The 15273-nt window shown below is 72.6% G+C and carries 15 protein-coding genes; 10 read left to right on the top strand and 5 right to left on the bottom strand.

The annotated features are described in order from the left end of the window. Window positions 1–33: 33 nt before the first annotated feature. The 3 genes from ACZ4MU_RS29665 (at window position 34) to ACZ4MU_RS29655 (ending at window position 3226) form a co-directional block, all read left to right on the top strand. A complete protein-coding gene (locus tag ACZ4MU_RS29665) occupies window positions 34–1431 on the top strand; it encodes an MFS transporter (RefSeq protein ID WP_467882575.1) in 1398 nt (465 codons plus the stop codon). 115 nt (window positions 1432–1546) lie between these two features. After that, window positions 1547–2563: an aldo/keto reductase gene (locus tag ACZ4MU_RS29660; protein WP_467882381.1), complete on the top strand. Its 1017-nt coding sequence runs from the start codon at window positions 1547–1549 to the stop codon at window positions 2561–2563. A gap of 66 nt (window positions 2564–2629) precedes the next feature. Then, on the top strand, window positions 2630–3226 hold the full coding sequence (locus ACZ4MU_RS29655; protein WP_467882379.1) for a TetR/AcrR family transcriptional regulator: 597 nt from the start codon (window positions 2630–2632) through the stop codon (window positions 3224–3226). A gap of 27 nt (window positions 3227–3253) precedes the next feature. Here ACZ4MU_RS29655 and ACZ4MU_RS29650 read toward each other — a convergent pair whose 3' ends face one another. Genes ACZ4MU_RS29650 through ACZ4MU_RS29640 form a run of 3 tightly spaced genes read right to left on the bottom strand, consistent with a single transcriptional unit; the run spans window position 3254 to window position 6017 of the window. Next, window positions 3254–4096: a DUF4097 family beta strand repeat-containing protein gene (locus tag ACZ4MU_RS29650; RefSeq protein WP_467882377.1), complete on the bottom strand. Its 843-nt coding sequence runs from the start codon at window positions 4094–4096 to the stop codon at window positions 3254–3256. Further along, window positions 4093–4776, bottom strand: a complete 684-nt coding sequence (locus tag ACZ4MU_RS29645) for a response regulator (RefSeq protein WP_467882375.1) — start codon at window positions 4774–4776, stop codon at window positions 4093–4095. The genes ACZ4MU_RS29650 and ACZ4MU_RS29645 overlap by 4 nt, the downstream gene beginning before the upstream one ends. Next, entirely contained in the window at window positions 4764–6017 is a 1254-nt protein-coding gene (locus ACZ4MU_RS29640) for a sensor histidine kinase (protein ID WP_467882373.1), read from the bottom strand. Before ACZ4MU_RS29640 ends, ACZ4MU_RS29645 begins: the two co-directional genes overlap by 13 nt. Window positions 6018–6187: 170 nt before the next feature. Between ACZ4MU_RS29640 and ACZ4MU_RS29635 the strand changes: the two genes are divergently transcribed. After that, a complete protein-coding gene (locus ACZ4MU_RS29635) occupies window positions 6188–6577 on the top strand; it encodes a hypothetical protein (protein WP_467882371.1) in 390 nt (129 codons plus the stop codon). 154 nt (window positions 6578–6731) lie between these two features. Here ACZ4MU_RS29635 and ACZ4MU_RS29630 read toward each other — a convergent pair whose 3' ends face one another. Continuing rightward, a complete protein-coding gene (locus ACZ4MU_RS29630) occupies window positions 6732–8114 on the bottom strand; it encodes a glycine--tRNA ligase (protein ID WP_358837184.1) in 1383 nt (460 codons plus the stop codon). Between the two features lie 180 nt (window positions 8115–8294). Here ACZ4MU_RS29630 and ACZ4MU_RS29625 point away from each other — a divergent pair, with 180 nt between their 5' ends. From ACZ4MU_RS29625 to ACZ4MU_RS29605, 5 genes are all read left to right on the top strand, one after another. Beyond that, a complete protein-coding gene (locus ACZ4MU_RS29625) occupies window positions 8295–9251 on the top strand; it encodes a metal ABC transporter substrate-binding protein (protein WP_467882369.1) in 957 nt (318 codons plus the stop codon). Window positions 9252–9361: 110 nt separating this feature from the next. After that, window positions 9362–10132, top strand: a complete 771-nt coding sequence (locus ACZ4MU_RS29620) for a metal ABC transporter ATP-binding protein (RefSeq protein ID WP_467882367.1) — start codon at window positions 9362–9364, stop codon at window positions 10130–10132. Window positions 10133–10134: 2 nt separating this feature from the next. Further along, window positions 10135–11028 (top strand): metal ABC transporter permease, encoded by an 894-nt coding sequence (locus ACZ4MU_RS29615; RefSeq protein WP_467882365.1) that lies wholly within the window; start codon window positions 10135–10137, stop codon window positions 11026–11028. Between the two features lie 59 nt (window positions 11029–11087). Beyond that, entirely contained in the window at window positions 11088–11516 is a 429-nt protein-coding gene (locus ACZ4MU_RS29610; protein WP_467882364.1) for a Fur family transcriptional regulator, read from the top strand. 487 nt (window positions 11517–12003) lie between these two features. Beyond that, the gene (locus tag ACZ4MU_RS29605; RefSeq protein WP_467882363.1) at window positions 12004–12642 is read left to right on the top strand and encodes a ScbR family autoregulator-binding transcription factor; all 639 of its coding nucleotides are present in this window, start codon (window positions 12004–12006) and stop codon (window positions 12640–12642) included. A gap of 214 nt (window positions 12643–12856) precedes the next feature. Here ACZ4MU_RS29605 and ACZ4MU_RS29600 read toward each other — a convergent pair whose 3' ends face one another. After that, on the bottom strand, window positions 12857–14467 hold the full coding sequence (locus ACZ4MU_RS29600) for an AfsR/SARP family transcriptional regulator (protein ID WP_467882361.1): 1611 nt from the start codon (window positions 14465–14467) through the stop codon (window positions 12857–12859). A 713-nt stretch (window positions 14468–15180) separates the two neighbouring features. On the opposite strand from ACZ4MU_RS29600, the gene ACZ4MU_RS29595 reads away from it, so the two are divergent. Continuing rightward, a partial coding sequence (locus ACZ4MU_RS29595) for a biotin carboxylase N-terminal domain-containing protein (RefSeq protein WP_280842533.1) occupies window positions 15181–15273 on the top strand: 93 nt, incomplete at its 3' end.

Here is a 15273-nt window from a genome sequence, read left to right as displayed (position 1 = left end):
TCCACCGCCACGGCCGAGACCCCGGCCGTCCCGGTGATCCGCCACAGCGGCGCGGCGATCGGCCCGCTGGGGCTGTTCACCGTACTGCTCGGCGCGGCCCTGCCCCTGATCGACTTCTTCATCGTCAACGTCGCCCTGCCCGCCATGGAGAAGGACCTGGCGGCGGGCCCGGCCACGCTGGAACTGGTGGTCGCGGGCTACGGCGTCGCGTACGCCGTGCTGCTCGTCCTCGGCGGCCGGCTCGGCGACACCGCCGGGCGGCGCCGGCTCTTCCTCATCGGCATGGCCGCCTTCGGGGTGACCTCGCTCGCCTGCGGTCTGGCGCCGAGCGCCTGGACGCTGGTGGCGGCCCGGGTCGCCCAGGGCGCCGCCTCCGCGCTGATGCTGCCGCAGGTCCTCGCCACCATCCAGGCCACCACGGCGGGACCGCGCCGGGCGCGCGCGATGAGCCTGTACGGCGCGACCGCCGGGCTCTCCATGGTCGCCGGGCAGATCCTCGGCGGCGTGCTGGTGGCGGCCGACATCGCGGGCAGCGGCTGGCGCGCGGTCTTCCTGGTCAACGTCCCGGTGGTGATCGTGGGGCTGGTGCTCGCGGTCCGCAGTGTGCCCGAGACCCGCTCGGACCGGCCCGCGTCGGTGGACGTGCCCGGCACGCTGCTGCTCGCGCTCTCGCTGATCAGCCTGCTGCTGCCGCTGACCGAGGGGCGGGCGGCCGGGTGGCCGCTGTGGACCTGGGTCTCGCTCGCCGTCTTCCCCTTCGCCGCCCTCGCGTTCTACCGCACCGAGCGGCGCGCCGACCGCCTCGGCGGGACGCCGCTGGTCCCGCCGAGCCTGCTGCGGCTGCCCTCGCTCCGCCGGGGCCTGGTGATGATCGTGCCGTTCTCGGTCGGCTTCAGCGGCTTCATGTTCGTGATCGCGGTCGTCCTCCAGCAGGGTCTGCGGATGGGGCCGGTGTCGGCCGGGCTGGCGCTGGTGCCGATGGCGGTGGCGTTCTTCGCCGCCTCGCTGGCCGGGCCGCGCCTGATCGGCCGGTACGGGAGCCGGATCGTCACCACCGGCGGCATCCTCCAGGGCATCGGCATCACGGTCCTGGTGCTCACCGTCTGGCGGGGCTGGTCCGGCCTCGGCATAGCGGAGCTGGCGCCCGGGGTGGCGCTCGCCGGGCTCGGCCAGGGCCTCCAGCTGCCGGTGCTGTTCCGGATCGTGCTCTCGGACGTGCCGACCGACCGCGCCGGCGTGGGCAGCGGCGTGCTGGTCACCACCCAGCAGTCCGCCCTCGCCCTCGGTGTCGCCACCCTCGGCAGCCTCTTCCTGTCGCTGCTGCCGTCGATGGGCACCCGGGACGCGCTGGTGGTGACCCTGCTGGTCCAGCTCGCGGCGGTGGTCCTGACCGCGCTGCTGAGCCTGCGGCTGCCGAAGACCGTGGGGTGAGGGGCGACACCCGCACGAGAGGTGGCAGGTGTCAGATGACAGATATTGAAATCTGTCATCTGACATGTCACAGTGGAGGGGCACCCCCTCCCGTCCCCTCCAAGGAGTGACCGCCATGCGCACCCGCACCCTCGGCACCACCGGCCCCCAGGTCTCCGCCCTCGGCCTCGGCTGCATGGGCATGTCCGCGCTGTACGGCGACGCCGACCGGGCCGAGTCGATCGCCACCGTCCACGCCGCCCTCGACGCGGGCGTGACCCTGCTCGACACCGGCGACTTCTACGGCATGGGCCACAACGAACTGCTCATCGGCGAGGCGCTGCGCAGCGCGCCCGCCGCCGCCCGCGAGCGAGCCCTCACCAGCGTCAAGTTCGGCGCCCTGCGCGACCCGGACGGCGGCTGGGCCGGGTACGACGGCCGCCCGGCGGCGGTGCGGAACTTCGCGGCGTACTCGCTCCAGCGCCTCGGCGTCGACCACATCGACGTCTACCGCATCGCCCGGCTCGACCCGGACGTCCCGGTCGAGGAGACCGTCGGCGCGATCGCGGAGCTGGTCGAGGCCGGTCACGTACGGCACATCGGGATGTCCGAGGTCGGCGCGGACACCCTGCGCAGGGCCGCGGCCGTCGCCCCGATCTGCGACCTCCAGATCGAGTACTCGCTCATCTCGCGCGGCATCGAGGACGAGATCCTGCCGACCGCCAAGGAGCTGGGCATCGGGATCACCGCGTACGGCGTGCTCTCGCGCGGGCTCATCAGCGGCCACTTCAGCCGCGACCGGCAGCTGGCGGCCAATGACTTCCGCGGTATGAGCCCCCGCTTCCAGGGCGAGAACCTCGACCGCAACCTCGGCCTCGTCGAGGCGCTGCGGAAGGTCGCCGAGCACCAGGGCGTCTCGGTCGCGCAGATCGCGATCGCCTGGGTGATGGCGCAGGGCGAGCGGTTCGGCGCGGACGTGGTGCCGCTGGTCGGCGCCCGCCGCCGGGACCGGCTGGCCGAGGCGCTGGGCGCCCTGGACGTCACCCTCGACGCCCGCGACCTGGCCGCCATCGAGGCGGCGGTCCCGGCCGGGGCGGCGGCGGGCGAGCGCTACCCGGCCGCGCAGATGGCGCATCTGGACAGCGAGCGCTGAGGGCCTGTCTTCGCGTTGTCCACAGGGCCGGACCCGGTGGCGGAGTCGGCGGGTAACGTCAAGGTCATGAGTACGGAACCCCTGACCGCCGAGCGCATCCTCGAAGCGACCGAGGAGGTGCTGCGCCGCCACGGCCCGGCGAAGGCCACGGTCGTCGACGTCGCCCGCCAGCTCGGCGTCAGCCACGGCAGCGTCTACCGCCACTTCCGTACGAAGTCGGCGCTGCGGGAGGCCGTCACCAAGCGCTGGCTGGACCGCACCACACGCGAGCTCGCCTCGATCGCGGACGACGAGCCCCAGGAGGCGGAGGCGACGCTGCGCGCCTGGCTGGCGAAGCTCTTCGAGGCCAAGCGGCGCAAGGCGGGCGACGACCCCGAGCTCTTCGCGACGTACGAGGTGCTGCTCGCGGAGAACAGCGCGGTGGTCGAGGAGCACATCACCGAACTGGTCGACCAGCTCGCGCAGATCGTCCACCGGGGCGTCGAGCGCGGGCGGTTCACGGCGCTGGGGCCGGACGGGCGGACGGCGCGGGCGGTCTTCGACGCCACCAACCGCTTCCACGACCCGGCGTACGCGCCGCAGTGGCCGCGGCCGGAGATCGAGAGCGAGTTCACGGCCGTGGTGGACCTGGTGGTGCACGGCCTGCGGGCCCACCGGGCGTGACGGCGGAGGCGGGCGGTGCTACCGGTGCTACCAGCGGGTGCGGTCCGCGATCGCCGTGCCCGAGCCGGCCGAGAGCTCGACGAGGCGGTCCGAGGCGGGGTCGCGCAGGGAGTCGTCGATGTCGCGGGTGCCCGATCCCTTGGTGCCCGTGATCCGGTAGTGCGAGCCGGCGGGGAGGATGAGCTCGACTCTGCCCGAGTTCGTGGTGGCGGTGACCTTCCGGGGCGGGGCGGCGAATTCCAGCTCGGCGTGGCCGGACCCGGAGCGCAGCTCGGCCTCGGCGGAGCCGATCGCGGCGCCGCTGACCGAGCCGGAGCCCACGACGGCCTTCAGCGGGCCGCGCACGCCGTAGAGCTTGATGGTGCCGGAGCCGCCGTGCAGGGCGACGGGTCCGGTCAGGCCGCTGACCCGGACGGCGCCGGAGCCGCTGCGGACCGTGAGGCGGACCCCGGCCGGGACGGTCAGGTCCAGCTGGACCGAGCAGCCGAGGCTCGTGACGGCGAACCGGCCGTCGCACTCGGGCCGCAGCCTGAGCGTGTCGCCGTCCCACTCCTTGCGGACCTTCGGCTTGCGCAGCGACCAGGAGAGCCGCTCCTGGACGCGGACCTCGCCGTCGGCGCCGGGGACCACGGTCAGCTCGGCGCTTCCCGCCTCGACCTCGACGGCCCCCACCGGGTGGCGGTCGCTGGTCTCGACACTGGTGTGGCTGGTGGTCTGGCGGGCGAGCTGGGCGTACACCTCGATGCCGAGCGGCGCCACCACGAACAGCGCGCTGAGCACGGCGACCAGGATCCACCTGCCCCGGTGCCGGGGCCGGTCGGCGCGGGGGGCGGTGCGGTGGTCCGGGCCGGGCCGGGCGGTGGTGCTCATGCGCCGCCGTCCGGTGAACCGCTGTCCGGTGAGCCGCCGTCCAGGAAGCGCAGGACGGCGAGGACACGGCGGTGGTCGCCGTCGGCGACCGGCAGGTCGAGCTTGGCGAAGATGCTGTTGATGTGCTTGGCGACGGCGCTCTCCCCGACGACCAGCTGCTCGGCGATCCCCGCGTTGGAGCGGCCCTCGGCCATCAGGGCGAGGACCTCGCGCTCGCGGGGGGTGAGGCGGTCCAGCGGGTCGGTGCCGCCGCCCCGGCGCAGCAGCAGCTGGGCGACGACCTGGGGGTCGAGCGCGGTGCCGCCGCCGGCCACCCGCCGCAGGGCGTCGATGAACTCCTCGACGTCGGCGACGCGTTGTTTGAGCAGATAGCCGATGCCGCCCGAGCGGGCGCTGAGCAGATCGGCCGCGTACCGCTCCTCCACGTACTGGGACAGGAGCAGGACGGCGGTGTCCGGCCACTGCCGGCGGATCATCAGCGCGGCCCGTACGCCCTCGTCGGTGAAACCGGGCGGCATCCGGACGTCGACGAGGGCGAGTGTCGGCCGGTGTTCCTCGACGGCGGCGAGCAGCCCGTCGGCGTCCTCCGTCTCGGCGGCGACCTCGAACCCCGCCATCTCCAGGACCTTGACGAGTCCTATGCGCAACAGCACCGAATCCTCGGCGATCACAGCCCGCACGGCAGCTCCACGGTGATGACGGTCGGGCCCCCGAGGGGGCTGTCGAGATGGATGGTTCCGTCCACGGACCCCACGCGCTTGGCGAGGCCGCGCAGTCCGGTGCCGCCGGCGGCGTCCGCGCCCCCGGCGCCATTGTCGCTGACGGTGAGGCGGAGCAGGTCGCCTCGGCGGCGCACCCGCACCGAACAGCGCGTCGCCCGGGCGTGCTTGGCGACGTTCGCCAGCGCCTCGGAGACGACGAAGTAGGCGACGGCCTCCACGGTGGGCGCGGGGCGCCGGTCCAGGTCGACGGTGAGCTCGACCGGCAGCGGGGCGCGGGCGGCGATGCCGGAGAGCGCCGCGTCCAGGCCCCGGTCGTCCAGGACGGCCGGGTGCAGCCCGCGCACCAGGCTGTTCAGCTCCTCGATGGCCTCCTTGGCCTCGCGGTGCGCCTCGTCGATGACGGCCCGGGCCTCGGGCGGCAGGTCGGTGAGGGTGGCGCGGGCCAGGCCCAGGTTCATGGCGAGGGAGACCAGGCGCTGCTGGGCGCCGTCGTGCAGATCGCGTTCGATGCGGCGGCGTTCGGCGTCGGCGGCGTCCAGGACCCCGGCGCGGCTCTCGGCCAGGGTCTCCACGCGCCGCTCCAGCTCCTTGGCCCGGCTGGGGCCGAGGAGGGCGGCGGCCGCGTGGCCGTCGAGCCGGACGGCGGCCGCGGCGAACCAGGGCGTGGCGAGCAGGAGGAGCACCCCCGCGACGGTGAACAGCGCGTACGCGTCGGTCCATTCGGGCAGTCCCGCGTGCAGCGGCACCGCCCACAGCCAGGACAGCACGAAGGCGCAGAAGAGGCCCCCGACCCAACCGCCGACCACCAGCACACCGGCCGCCGCGGCGAGCGGGGCGATGAGGAGGTGGTAGCCGTAACTCCGCCAGGTCGACTCCGACCGCAGCCGCTCAACGAGCCCGCGCCGGGTGAAGGCGCGGCTCTGCCAGGCGATGCCGGGCACGTCCAGGCCCAGCAGCGACCAGAAGCGGCTGCGCTGGAGCGTGGTGAGGAGCGGGCTGAGGAGGAACACGAAGAGCAGGGCGTCGGGGGTGTGTCCGGGCGCCAGGACCAGATACGTGATCGAGCCCACGGCGGGCAGCGCGAGCGGTATGCCCGCCACCGCGAAGGCGGTGTTGCGCCAGGCCCACGCCGACCACGGGGCGTGCGCGGCGGCCCAGTCGGTCGCGCGCCGCAGCGGGCCGGGAGTTGCCATGTGCATACCGTAAACGCCCAGCTCGGAGCGGTGCCATCACGCTACTGCCCGCCCGGGGGTGAAGCTGGCACCACCCCCGGTTCGGGCCGTCGCGTTACTGATCTCAACGGCTGGGCAGGCGAGGCTTGTTGCCGTGCTCGGCGGACTGGCCGCCGGGCCGGAAGGAGACCGCCGCCATGACACTCGTCGCCCCGCAGATCCGCATCCGCCGGCCGCGCCTGGCGACGCTGCTGACGGGTGCGGGGGTCGTCCTGGTGCCGTGGATGGTGGTCCTGGCCAAGACGCTGCCGTCGACGGTGGAGGTGTCCAACTGGCCGCTGGCCTGGATAGGTCTGGACGCGGGGCTCGCCGTGGGGCTCGTGGGGACCGGGATGCTGCTGCGGCGCGGGGACCCGCGGGTGTCGCCCGCCGCCGCGGCGACGGGGGCGCTGCTGCTGATGGACGCGTGGTTCGACGTGACGACGGCGGCGGCCGGTCCGGAATGCGCGACGGCCATCGCGCTCGCCCTGTTCGCGGAGTTGCCGCTCGCTGTGGCGTGCGGGGTGGTCGCGGGGCGGCGCGCGTAGGACGTCACCTGCGGGCGGCGGGGGCTGGTCGCGCCTCCCCCGCGCCCCTCAAGGCAGAAGGCCTGGCCCCGTACCGCGTGTTCATGCGGTACGGGACCAGGCCTTCAGGGGCGCGGGGAACTGCGCGGACAACCACAGATCACCCGCGGACGAACTAGCAGCCCAGAAGCCTCGCACCCAGGTACGACTGGATCTGGTCCAGGGACACCCGCTCCTGGGACATGGTGTCCCGCTCGCGGACGGTCACCGCGTTGTCGTCGAGGGTGTCGAAGTCGACGGTGACGCAGAACGGCGTACCGATCTCGTCCTGGCGGCGGTAGCGGCGCCCGATCGCACCCGCGTCGTCGAACTCGATGTTCCAGTTCTGCCGCAGGTCCGCCGCGAGGCCCTTCGCCTTCGGCGAGAGCTGCGGGTTGCGCGAGAGCGGCAGCACCGCGACCTTGACCGGCGCCAGGCGCGGGTCGAGGCGCATCACGGCGCGCTTCTCCATGACGCCCTTGGCGTTGGGCGCCTCGTCCTCGCTGTAGGCGTCGAGGAGGAAGGCCAGCATGGAGCGGCCGACACCGGCGGCGGGCTCGATGACGTACGGGGTCCAGCGCTCACCGGCCTCCTGGTCGAAGTACGACAGGTCGCTGCCGGACGCCTTGGCGTGCGCCGAGAGGTCGTAGTCGGTGCGGTTGGCGACACCCTCCAGCTCGCCCCACTCGCTGCCGCCGAACTGGAAGCGGTACTCGATGTCGGCGGTGCGCTTGGAGTAGTGGGAGAGCTTCTCCTTCGGGTGCTCGTACCAGCGCATGTTCTCCTCGCGCAGGCCCAGGCCGGTGTACCAGTTCCAGCGCTCCTGCATCCAGTACTCCTGCCACTGCTCGTCCTCGCCCGGCTTGACGAAGAACTCCATCTCCATCTGCTCGAACTCGCGGGTGCGGAAGATGAAGTTGCCGGGCGTGATCTCGTTGCGGAAGGACTTGCCCATCTGCGCGATGCCGAAGGGCGGCTTCTTGCGCGAGGTCTGCTGGACCTGGCCGAAGTTGGTGAAGATGCCCTGCGCGGTCTCGGGGCGCAGGTAGGCGACGGAGCCGCTGTCCTGGGTCGGGCCGAGGTGGGTGGAGAGCAGACCCGAGAAGTTCTTGGGCTCGGTGAAGGTGCCCTTGTTGCCGCAGTTGGGGCAGTTGAGCTCGGCGAGGCCGTTCGCGGGCTCCTTGCCGTGCTTCTCCTCGTACGCCTCGATCAGGTGGTCCGCGCGGAACCGCTTGTGGCAGGAGGTGCACTCGGTTAGCGGGTCGGTGAAGGTGGCGACGTGACCGGAGGCCTCCCAGACCTCGGTGGCCAGGATCACCGACGAGTCGATGCCGACGACGTCCTCGCGCGCGGTGACCATGTAACGCCACCACTGGCGCTTGAGGTTCTCCTTCAGCTCGACACCCAGCGGCCCGTAGTCCCAGGCGGCGCGCTGACCACCGTAGATCTCGCTGCACGGGTAGACGAAGCCACGGCGCTTGCTCAGGTTGACGATGGTGTCGATCTTGTCGGCGGCCACGTTGCTCTCTTCATTACGACGACGACGAACGGCGAATGCCTCAGATTAGCGGCGGCCTGCACCCCTGGATCAAATCGGTATCCCGCCAGGCATCGCGCCAGGCCCCCCGGCAGCGCCCGGGGAGGGCCGCCGCCCCACCCTTGTTGACAATCGTTTCCACTTTTGTTGAAAATGAGTGTCATGAACGTACGACGCCTCATACCGGCCGCCGCCCTCTCCACCACCGTGGTGCTCGGCCTCGGCGCCCTGACCGCCTGCTCGGACACCGACGCGGGCCCGGGCCGCAAGGACGGCAAGCTGGACGTGGTGGCGTCGTTCTATCCCATGCAGTACCTGGCGGAGCGCATAGGCGCCGGCCACGTCTCCGTACGCAGCCTGACCAAGCCGGGCGTCGAGCCGCACGACCTGGAGCTCAGCCCCCGCCAGACCGCCTCGCTCGGCCGGGCCGGTCTGGTCGTCTACCTCAGGGGCGTCCAGCCCGCCGTGGACAAGGCCATCGCCCAGTCCGGCGCCGGGCACACCGTGGACGCCGCCGGGCTGACCAAGCTGGAGGACCACGGCACCGAGGTCGGCCACGGCCACGAGGGCGAGGAGCACCACGGCGAGAGCGAGGCGGGCGCCGACCCCCACGTCTGGCTGGACCCGGTCAAGTACGCCGAGGTCGCCCGGGGCGTCGGCAAGGCCCTGGAGAAGGCCGACCCCGACAACGCGGCGGACTACGAGAAGAACACCGCCGCAGTGGTCAAGGACCTCGGGGCGCTCAACGAGAAGTTCGCGGCGGGCCTGCGGACCACCGCCACCAAGACCTTCATCACCACCCACTCCGCGTTCGGCTACCTCGCCGAGCGGTACGGGCTGACCCAGGAGGGCATCGCGGGCATCGACCCCGAGGCCGAGCCGAGCCCCGCCCGGGTCAAGGAGCTCCAGTCGATCGCGCGGAAGGACCACGTCGACACGGTCTTCTTCGAGACGCTGGCCAGCGACAAGACCGCCAGGACGCTCGCCGGGGACACCGGCCTGAAGACCGACGTCCTGGACCCGCTGGAGGGCATCACCGACAAGTCCAGGGGCAAGGACTACCTCCAGGTGATGGAGTCCAACCTGGCCGCGCTCCGCAAGGCGCTCGGCGCGAAGTGACGACCCGCGAAGCACCGGCTCCCGGCCCCGCGTCCCGCCCGGCCCGCGCATCCACCTCGGCGTTCACGCCCGCATCCGCATCCGCATCCGGCACATCGGAGGCACCAGTGATGGACCCCACGACGGAACCCGTCATATCCCTGCGCGCGGCCACGGCCACCCTCGGCTCGCGCCCGGTGCTGCGCGGCATCGACCTCACCGTCGAGCGCGGCGAGGTCGTCGCCCTGCTCGGCGCCAACGGCTCCGGCAAGTCCACCGCCGTGCGCTCGGTCATCGGCCAGGTGCCGCTCACCGGGGGCCGCGTCGAGCTGTTCGGTACGGAGCTGAAGCGCTTCCGGGACTGGGCGCGCGTCGGCTACGTACCGCAGCGCACCACCGCCGCCAGCGGGGTGCCCGCGACCGTGCGCGAGGTGGTCGCCTCGGGGCGGCTGTCCCGTACGAAACTGGGGCTGCTCTCCCGGGCGGACCGGACGGCCGTGGCCCGGGCCATCGAGCTCGTGGGCCTCGCCGACCGCGCCAAGGACTCGGTGAACGCCCTCTCCGGCGGCCAGCACCAGCGCGTCCTGATCGCCCGCGCGCTCGCCTCCGAGCCCGAACTGCTGATCATGGACGAGCCGATGGCGGGCGTCGACCTGGCCAGCCAGGAGATCCTCGCCGCGACCCTGCGCGAACAGGTCGCGGGCGGCGCGACCGTCCTGCTCGTCCTGCACGAACTCGGTCCGCTGGAGCCGCTGATCGACCGCGCGGTGGTGCTGCGCGACGGCTGCGTCACCCACGACGGGCCGCCGCCCAAGGCCACCGGCCAGCATGCCCTGCCCGGCCACGACCACGTCCACCCCCACTCGGCCGTCGAGCCGATCCGTACAGGACTGCTGAGCTGACCATGGAAATCCTCCAGACCGCCTTCATGCAGCGGGCGCTCATCGCGGCCGTCCTGGTCGGCATCACCGCGCCCGCCGTCGGCATCTACCTCGTCCAGCGCCGCCAGGCCCTGATGGGCGACGGAATCGGCCATGTCGCCATGACCGGCGTCGGCCTCGGCTTCCTGCTCAACACCAGCCCGGTGTGGATGGCGACGCTCGTCTCCGTCCTCGGCGCCGTGACGATGGAGTTGATCCGCGCGTACGGCAAGACGCGCGGCGACATCGCGCTCGCCATGCTCTTCTACGGCGGTATGGCGGGCGGTGTGCTGCTGGTCAACCTCTCGGACACCGGCTCCAACGCCAACCTCTCCTCGTACCTCTTCGGCTCGCTCTCCACCGTCTCCGACTCGGACGTCACCTCGATCTGCGTGCTCGCCGCGTTCGTGGTGCTCGTCACCGTCGGGCTGCGGCGACAGCTGTTCGCGGTGAGCCAGGACGAGGAGTTCGCGCGGGTCACCGGGCTTCCGGTGCGGGCTTTGAACCTGCTGGTCGCGGTCACCGCCGCGATCACGGTGACGGTGGCGATGCGGGCCGTCGGACTGTTGCTGGTCAGCGCGCTGATGGTGGTGCCGGTCGCGGCGGCCCAGCAGGTCTCGCGCTCCTTCGCGGTGACGTTCGTCCTCGCGGTGGTCATCGGTACGACGGTCACCCTGGCCGGAACAGTCACCTCGTACTACCAGGACGTGCCGCCCGGGGCGACGATCGTGCTGCTCGCGATCGGCGCGTTCATCGCCCTGACCGCGCTGGCCGCGCCCCTGGCGCGCAGGCGCGCGCGGGTGGCCGAAACCGCCGCCCAGCGGTGCACCCTGGAGGTGCCGGGGGCGCGTACCGCCTCCGACGAGGCCACGGTCTGACCCCGACCTGGCAGAATGGCCCGACGACGTGAGCGGGCGACGGTTAGAGGGAGGCACCTGTGGCGACGGCTGGACCACCCGTACGCGGCCGGTCGACCAAGCAGCGGGCCGCCGTGGCGGCGGCCCTCGACCAGGTGGACGAGTTCCGCAGCGCGCAGGAGCTGCACGACATGCTCCGGCACCGGGGCGACTCCGTGGGGCTGACCACGGTCTACCGCACCCTTCAGTCGCTCGCCGACGCGGGCGAGGTCGACGTGCTGCGCACCAGCGACGGCGAGGCCGTCTACCGGCGCTGCTCCTCGGGTGACCACCACCACCATCTGGTCTGCCGGATGTGCGGCAAGGCCGTGGAGGTCGAGGGCCCGGCGGTGGAGAAGTGGGCGGACGCGATCGCGGAGCAGCACGGCTTCGTGAACGTGGCGCACACCGTGGAGATCTTCGGCACCTGCGCGGAGTGCGCGGCGGCCGGGGAGACGCAGACGCAGTGAAACTGACGCGGTGACGCGGTCACGTAGACGCGGTGACGCGGACGCGGTGACGTAGAGACGCAGTCGGCGCACGAAGCAGACATACGCGTCCGAAGAGCCCGGCGGGCCGGTGGAATCCACTGATCCGCCGGGCCCTTTCGCGTACCCCCAACATCACCCGAAGCAGAGCCTTACAGACCGGGTGTCCCGTTCGTCGGCGCCGAGCGGGACATCCCGGACGGTGCCCGCACGAGGCCCCGACGAGGCCCGGACAGGAGCACCCACCCGCTTCCAGCCGGAGTCCGCCGCCCCGTCCCACCCCAACTCACCTTTACGGGCAGGCCAGATGGGTAGGACGCGGAGTGGGCCGGGACCGGCCGACGAACGCTTTGGGCCAGACTCCATCCGCACTAAAGAAACCGTCGAGTTGGTTTATATACACTCTCCTCCTCGGCTCCTGTCACCCCAGAAGCCCCCCTCCTTCCTGCGCGACAACGGAGTGACCACCATGAGCAAGCAGCAACGGGCTGAGCGGACACGTCAGACGCTGATCCTGGCGGCGGCCGAGGTGTTCGACAGGGACGGCTTCGCCCCCTCCTCACTGACCGCGATCAGCACCCGGGCAGGCGTCAGCAACGGGGCGCTGCACTTCCACTTCGTCAGCAAGAACGCCCTGGCCGAGGCGGTGGCCGAGCACGCCATGACGTCCCTGCGGCAGATCGCGCCCCCGCGCGAGTCCGGGCACGGCCGGGCGCTCCAGCTCCTGGTGGACACCACACACGCGCTGGCCTTCCGGCTCGGTGACGACGTGGTCCTGCGGGCGGGCTTCGGGCTCAGCTCGGACGCGACCTGGAAGGGGCCGATGGATCTGCGCCAGTACTGGGTGGACTGGGTCGGTGACGTGCTGGCCGGGGCGGCGGCCGAGGGCGCGCTCGCCGAGGGGGTCGCGGTGGAGGACGCCAAGGCGGTGATCGCGGCGACCACGGTCGGCTTCGAGGCGATGGGGCGCAGTCAGCCGCGCTGGTCCTCGCGGCAGATGTTCGGCAAGTTCTGGCGGCTGCTGCTGCCCCGCCTCGCCCGGGCCGACGCACTCGGTTCGCTGAAGCCCGACGGCAGCCCCGGCCTGGCCGCCGCGCTGCCCGTCTAGACACCGGCACACCGGCACACCGGCCCACCGGCACACGGATGCGGGGCCCGTCCGGCGGACGGGCCCCGCATCCTTTCGGCGCCGCAGGGGTGCGGGCGTCGGGGGTGGGTCCGTGTCCCGCCCCCCGACGGGGCACGGATCCATCCCGGCGCCCGCACCGGTCCGTGGCCGAGGCCGGCCCGTGACCGGGGGCCGGGCCCGTGGCCGGGGGCGGTCAGGCTCCGATTCGCCGGGGCGGGCGGACGTAGGGCGCGGAGTACGCGGCCGTCCGCACCCGGGCCACCTGTCCGTCGGGCTGCCCGTCCCGCTGCCCGACGAGTTGCCCCTCCCGCTGCCCGTTGACGGCCTGGGGGCGCGTGCGGGGCGTGCCGGGCCTTGCGTAGGCCTCGTGCACCCGCCAGTGGCCCGGGGAGGCCTCGGCCGGGCCGTAGGAGACCTCGGGTCCGGCGGCCAGGCGGGAGTCGTCGCAGACGAGGATCTCGCCGGGCGCGGCCCGGGCGAGCAGCCGCTGGCAGAGGTCCAGCAGGACCCCGTTGACGGCCAGCGGGGTTCCGGGGTCGCCGGGGGCGTAACGGACCAGCGCCCGGCCGGTCGCGACGGCCGCGTGCAGGCGCAAGCCCCGGTCGGGGACGACCGCGTCCCGCACGGCGGCGGCGGCCCGGAGCGCGCGCAGGGCGGCGCCGTCACCCCGGGTGTCCTGGAACAGGCCGAGGGAGACCGGGCCGACGGAGCCGACGACCAGTCCGCCGAAGTGCTCGACCCGGGCGCGGGTGACCGCGCCGGCCCGCTCCAGCATCTCGTCCAGATCGACCGCCTCGCCGAGCCCGGGACCGAGCCCGGGACCGAGGCCGCCGCCGGGGTGCACCCCTGAGCCGACGCGTGCCTGGACGAGGAGGACGCTCAGCACCTCACGGCGTGTCACGTCCTCTTGTACGTCAGTCCGTTGGGGCACGGCCACGGGCCGCGTCGACGCCGTACGCTCCGGAGTCCTGGCGTGCCTGCGGTGGCCGGAGACGGCGGTCAGCGTGCGGCGCCGGTCGCCGCGCTCGCACGGCTGGTCGGCGGCGGCGACGGGCGCGAGGGCCGCCGACCGTGCGGGGACGGGCGCCGGGCGCCCGGGAGCGAGGTCCAGGGACGGGTCGTGGGCGAGGATGGCCTGCTGGAGGCCGCGCAGCTCGTGGCCGGGCTCCAGACCGAGGTCCTCCACCAGGGTGGCCCGCAGGCGGTTGTAGACGGCCAGCGCGTGGGCCTGCCGTCCGCAGCGGTACAGGGCCAGCATCAGCTGACCCGAACTGCGCTCGCGCAGCGGCTCGGCCTCGACGGCGGACTCCAGCTCACCGAGGACGGCGTAGTGCTGGCCGCACGCCAGCCGCGCCTCGAAGTAGTCCTCCAGGACATCGCGCCGGGTGTTCTGCACGGCCCTGAGCTCGGGCCACACGACGCCCGTCTCGGCCAGGTCCGCGAGCGCCGGGCCGCGCCAGAGGGCGAGTGCCGCGCCGAGGGAGGCGACGGCCGCCTCGGGCCGCCCGCCCGCGAGTTCGGCCCGGCCCTCGCCGACCTTGCGCCGGAAGACGTGCAGATCGATCTGGTCCGGGTCGGTGCGGATCAGATACCCGGGCGCGCGGGTGAGCAGTTCGGCGCCTCCCGCCCCCTCGGGGTCGCTCTCGCCGAGGATCCCGCGCAGCCCCCAGACCGCGTTCTGAAGGATCTTGCGTGCCGTCGCCGGGGTGCTGTCCGCCCGCCAGAGCGCGGACAGCAGCCTGCTCGTCGGAACGACCTGGTTCGCCTGGAGCAGCAGACAGCCCAGCGTCGCCCGCTGTTTCACTCCCCCCAGAGTGACAGGCCGACCACCGGACATCACCTCAAGTGGCCCCAGCATACGAAAGCGCATAACTCCCCCAAGTCCTGTGTGCACCAGCGCGCCGCATTGACTTGTTAAAGAGATTACAAACCGGCATCCCGGTTTGTCAAAAGTATGATACGCGGGCGAATCGCCCAGAACTATCGGTGGATTCCGAAGCTTCCCCTCCCGCCCGGTCAGAGGAACCGTACGACAGGTTGGTTTTACGGAGCCTTACGGGGGAGGCAGCCCCCAGGTCGGCGCCGGGGGCCGCAAGATCGGCGATCTGTGACGTACACGACAGCCGACCGGGGTCATCCTCGGGGCAGTTCACGGCGGAGTACGGGAATTCGGGGATTCCGGTCTCCCGTGACCAGGAATGCATTACCGGGACCGATCGGGCGATCGCCGGGCAGGGCCGAAGTCAACCCCCGAGCCATTTCCCGCAATTCCCCGCCCGGGGGCGCCCCGGGCGGGGAAACCGTCCGCCGCCCGCCACCGACTCCCGTACGCACCAGGGCGCTTGGGGCCTCTCCGGTACCCGGCGCTCTGCGTTGGATTACCGGACGGTGGACAACTGCGGAGTAACGCCGGATACCGTCTCTCCAGGATGCTTCGAGGGTGGAGCTGTACAAACCACAGGGCGTTTCGCTCTCGATCTTTCCGCTTCAGCACCCGCAAGTTGAGGAGCAGTCGTCGTGCGCAAGGTGCTCATCGCCAACCGTGGCGAAATCGCTGTCCGCGTTGCCCGGGCGTGTCGGGACGCCGGGATCGCCAGCGTAGCCGTCTAC

Source organism: Streptomyces sp. NPDC026377, assembly GCF_055567715.1.
Note: the sequence above shows the minus strand (reverse complement) of the source record. Positions and strands in the feature narration are given on the sequence as shown.

Excerpts from the sequence above, each read along its gene's own strand:
- ACZ4MU_RS29660 (WP_467882381.1), top strand. The coding sequence starts at position 1,547 with ATGCGCACCCGCACCCTCGGCACCACCGGCCCCCAGGTCTCCGCCCTC.
- ACZ4MU_RS29655 (WP_467882379.1), top strand. The coding sequence starts at position 2,630 with ATGAGTACGGAACCCCTGACCGCCGAGCGCATCCTCGAAGCGACCGAG.
- ACZ4MU_RS29650 (WP_467882377.1), bottom strand. The coding sequence starts at position 4,096 with ATGAGCACCACCGCCCGGCCCGGCCCGGACCACCGCACCGCCCCCCGC.
- ACZ4MU_RS29640 (WP_467882373.1), bottom strand. The coding sequence starts at position 6,017 with ATGCACATGGCAACTCCCGGCCCGCTGCGGCGCGCGACCGACTGGGCC.
- ACZ4MU_RS29635 (WP_467882371.1), top strand. The coding sequence starts at position 6,188 with ATGACACTCGTCGCCCCGCAGATCCGCATCCGCCGGCCGCGCCTGGCG.
- ACZ4MU_RS29625 (WP_467882369.1), top strand. The coding sequence starts at position 8,295 with ATGAACGTACGACGCCTCATACCGGCCGCCGCCCTCTCCACCACCGTG.
- ACZ4MU_RS29620 (WP_467882367.1), top strand. The coding sequence starts at position 9,362 with ATGGACCCCACGACGGAACCCGTCATATCCCTGCGCGCGGCCACGGCC.
- ACZ4MU_RS29615 (WP_467882365.1), top strand. The coding sequence starts at position 10,135 with ATGGAAATCCTCCAGACCGCCTTCATGCAGCGGGCGCTCATCGCGGCC.
- ACZ4MU_RS29605 (WP_467882363.1), top strand. The coding sequence starts at position 12,004 with ATGAGCAAGCAGCAACGGGCTGAGCGGACACGTCAGACGCTGATCCTG.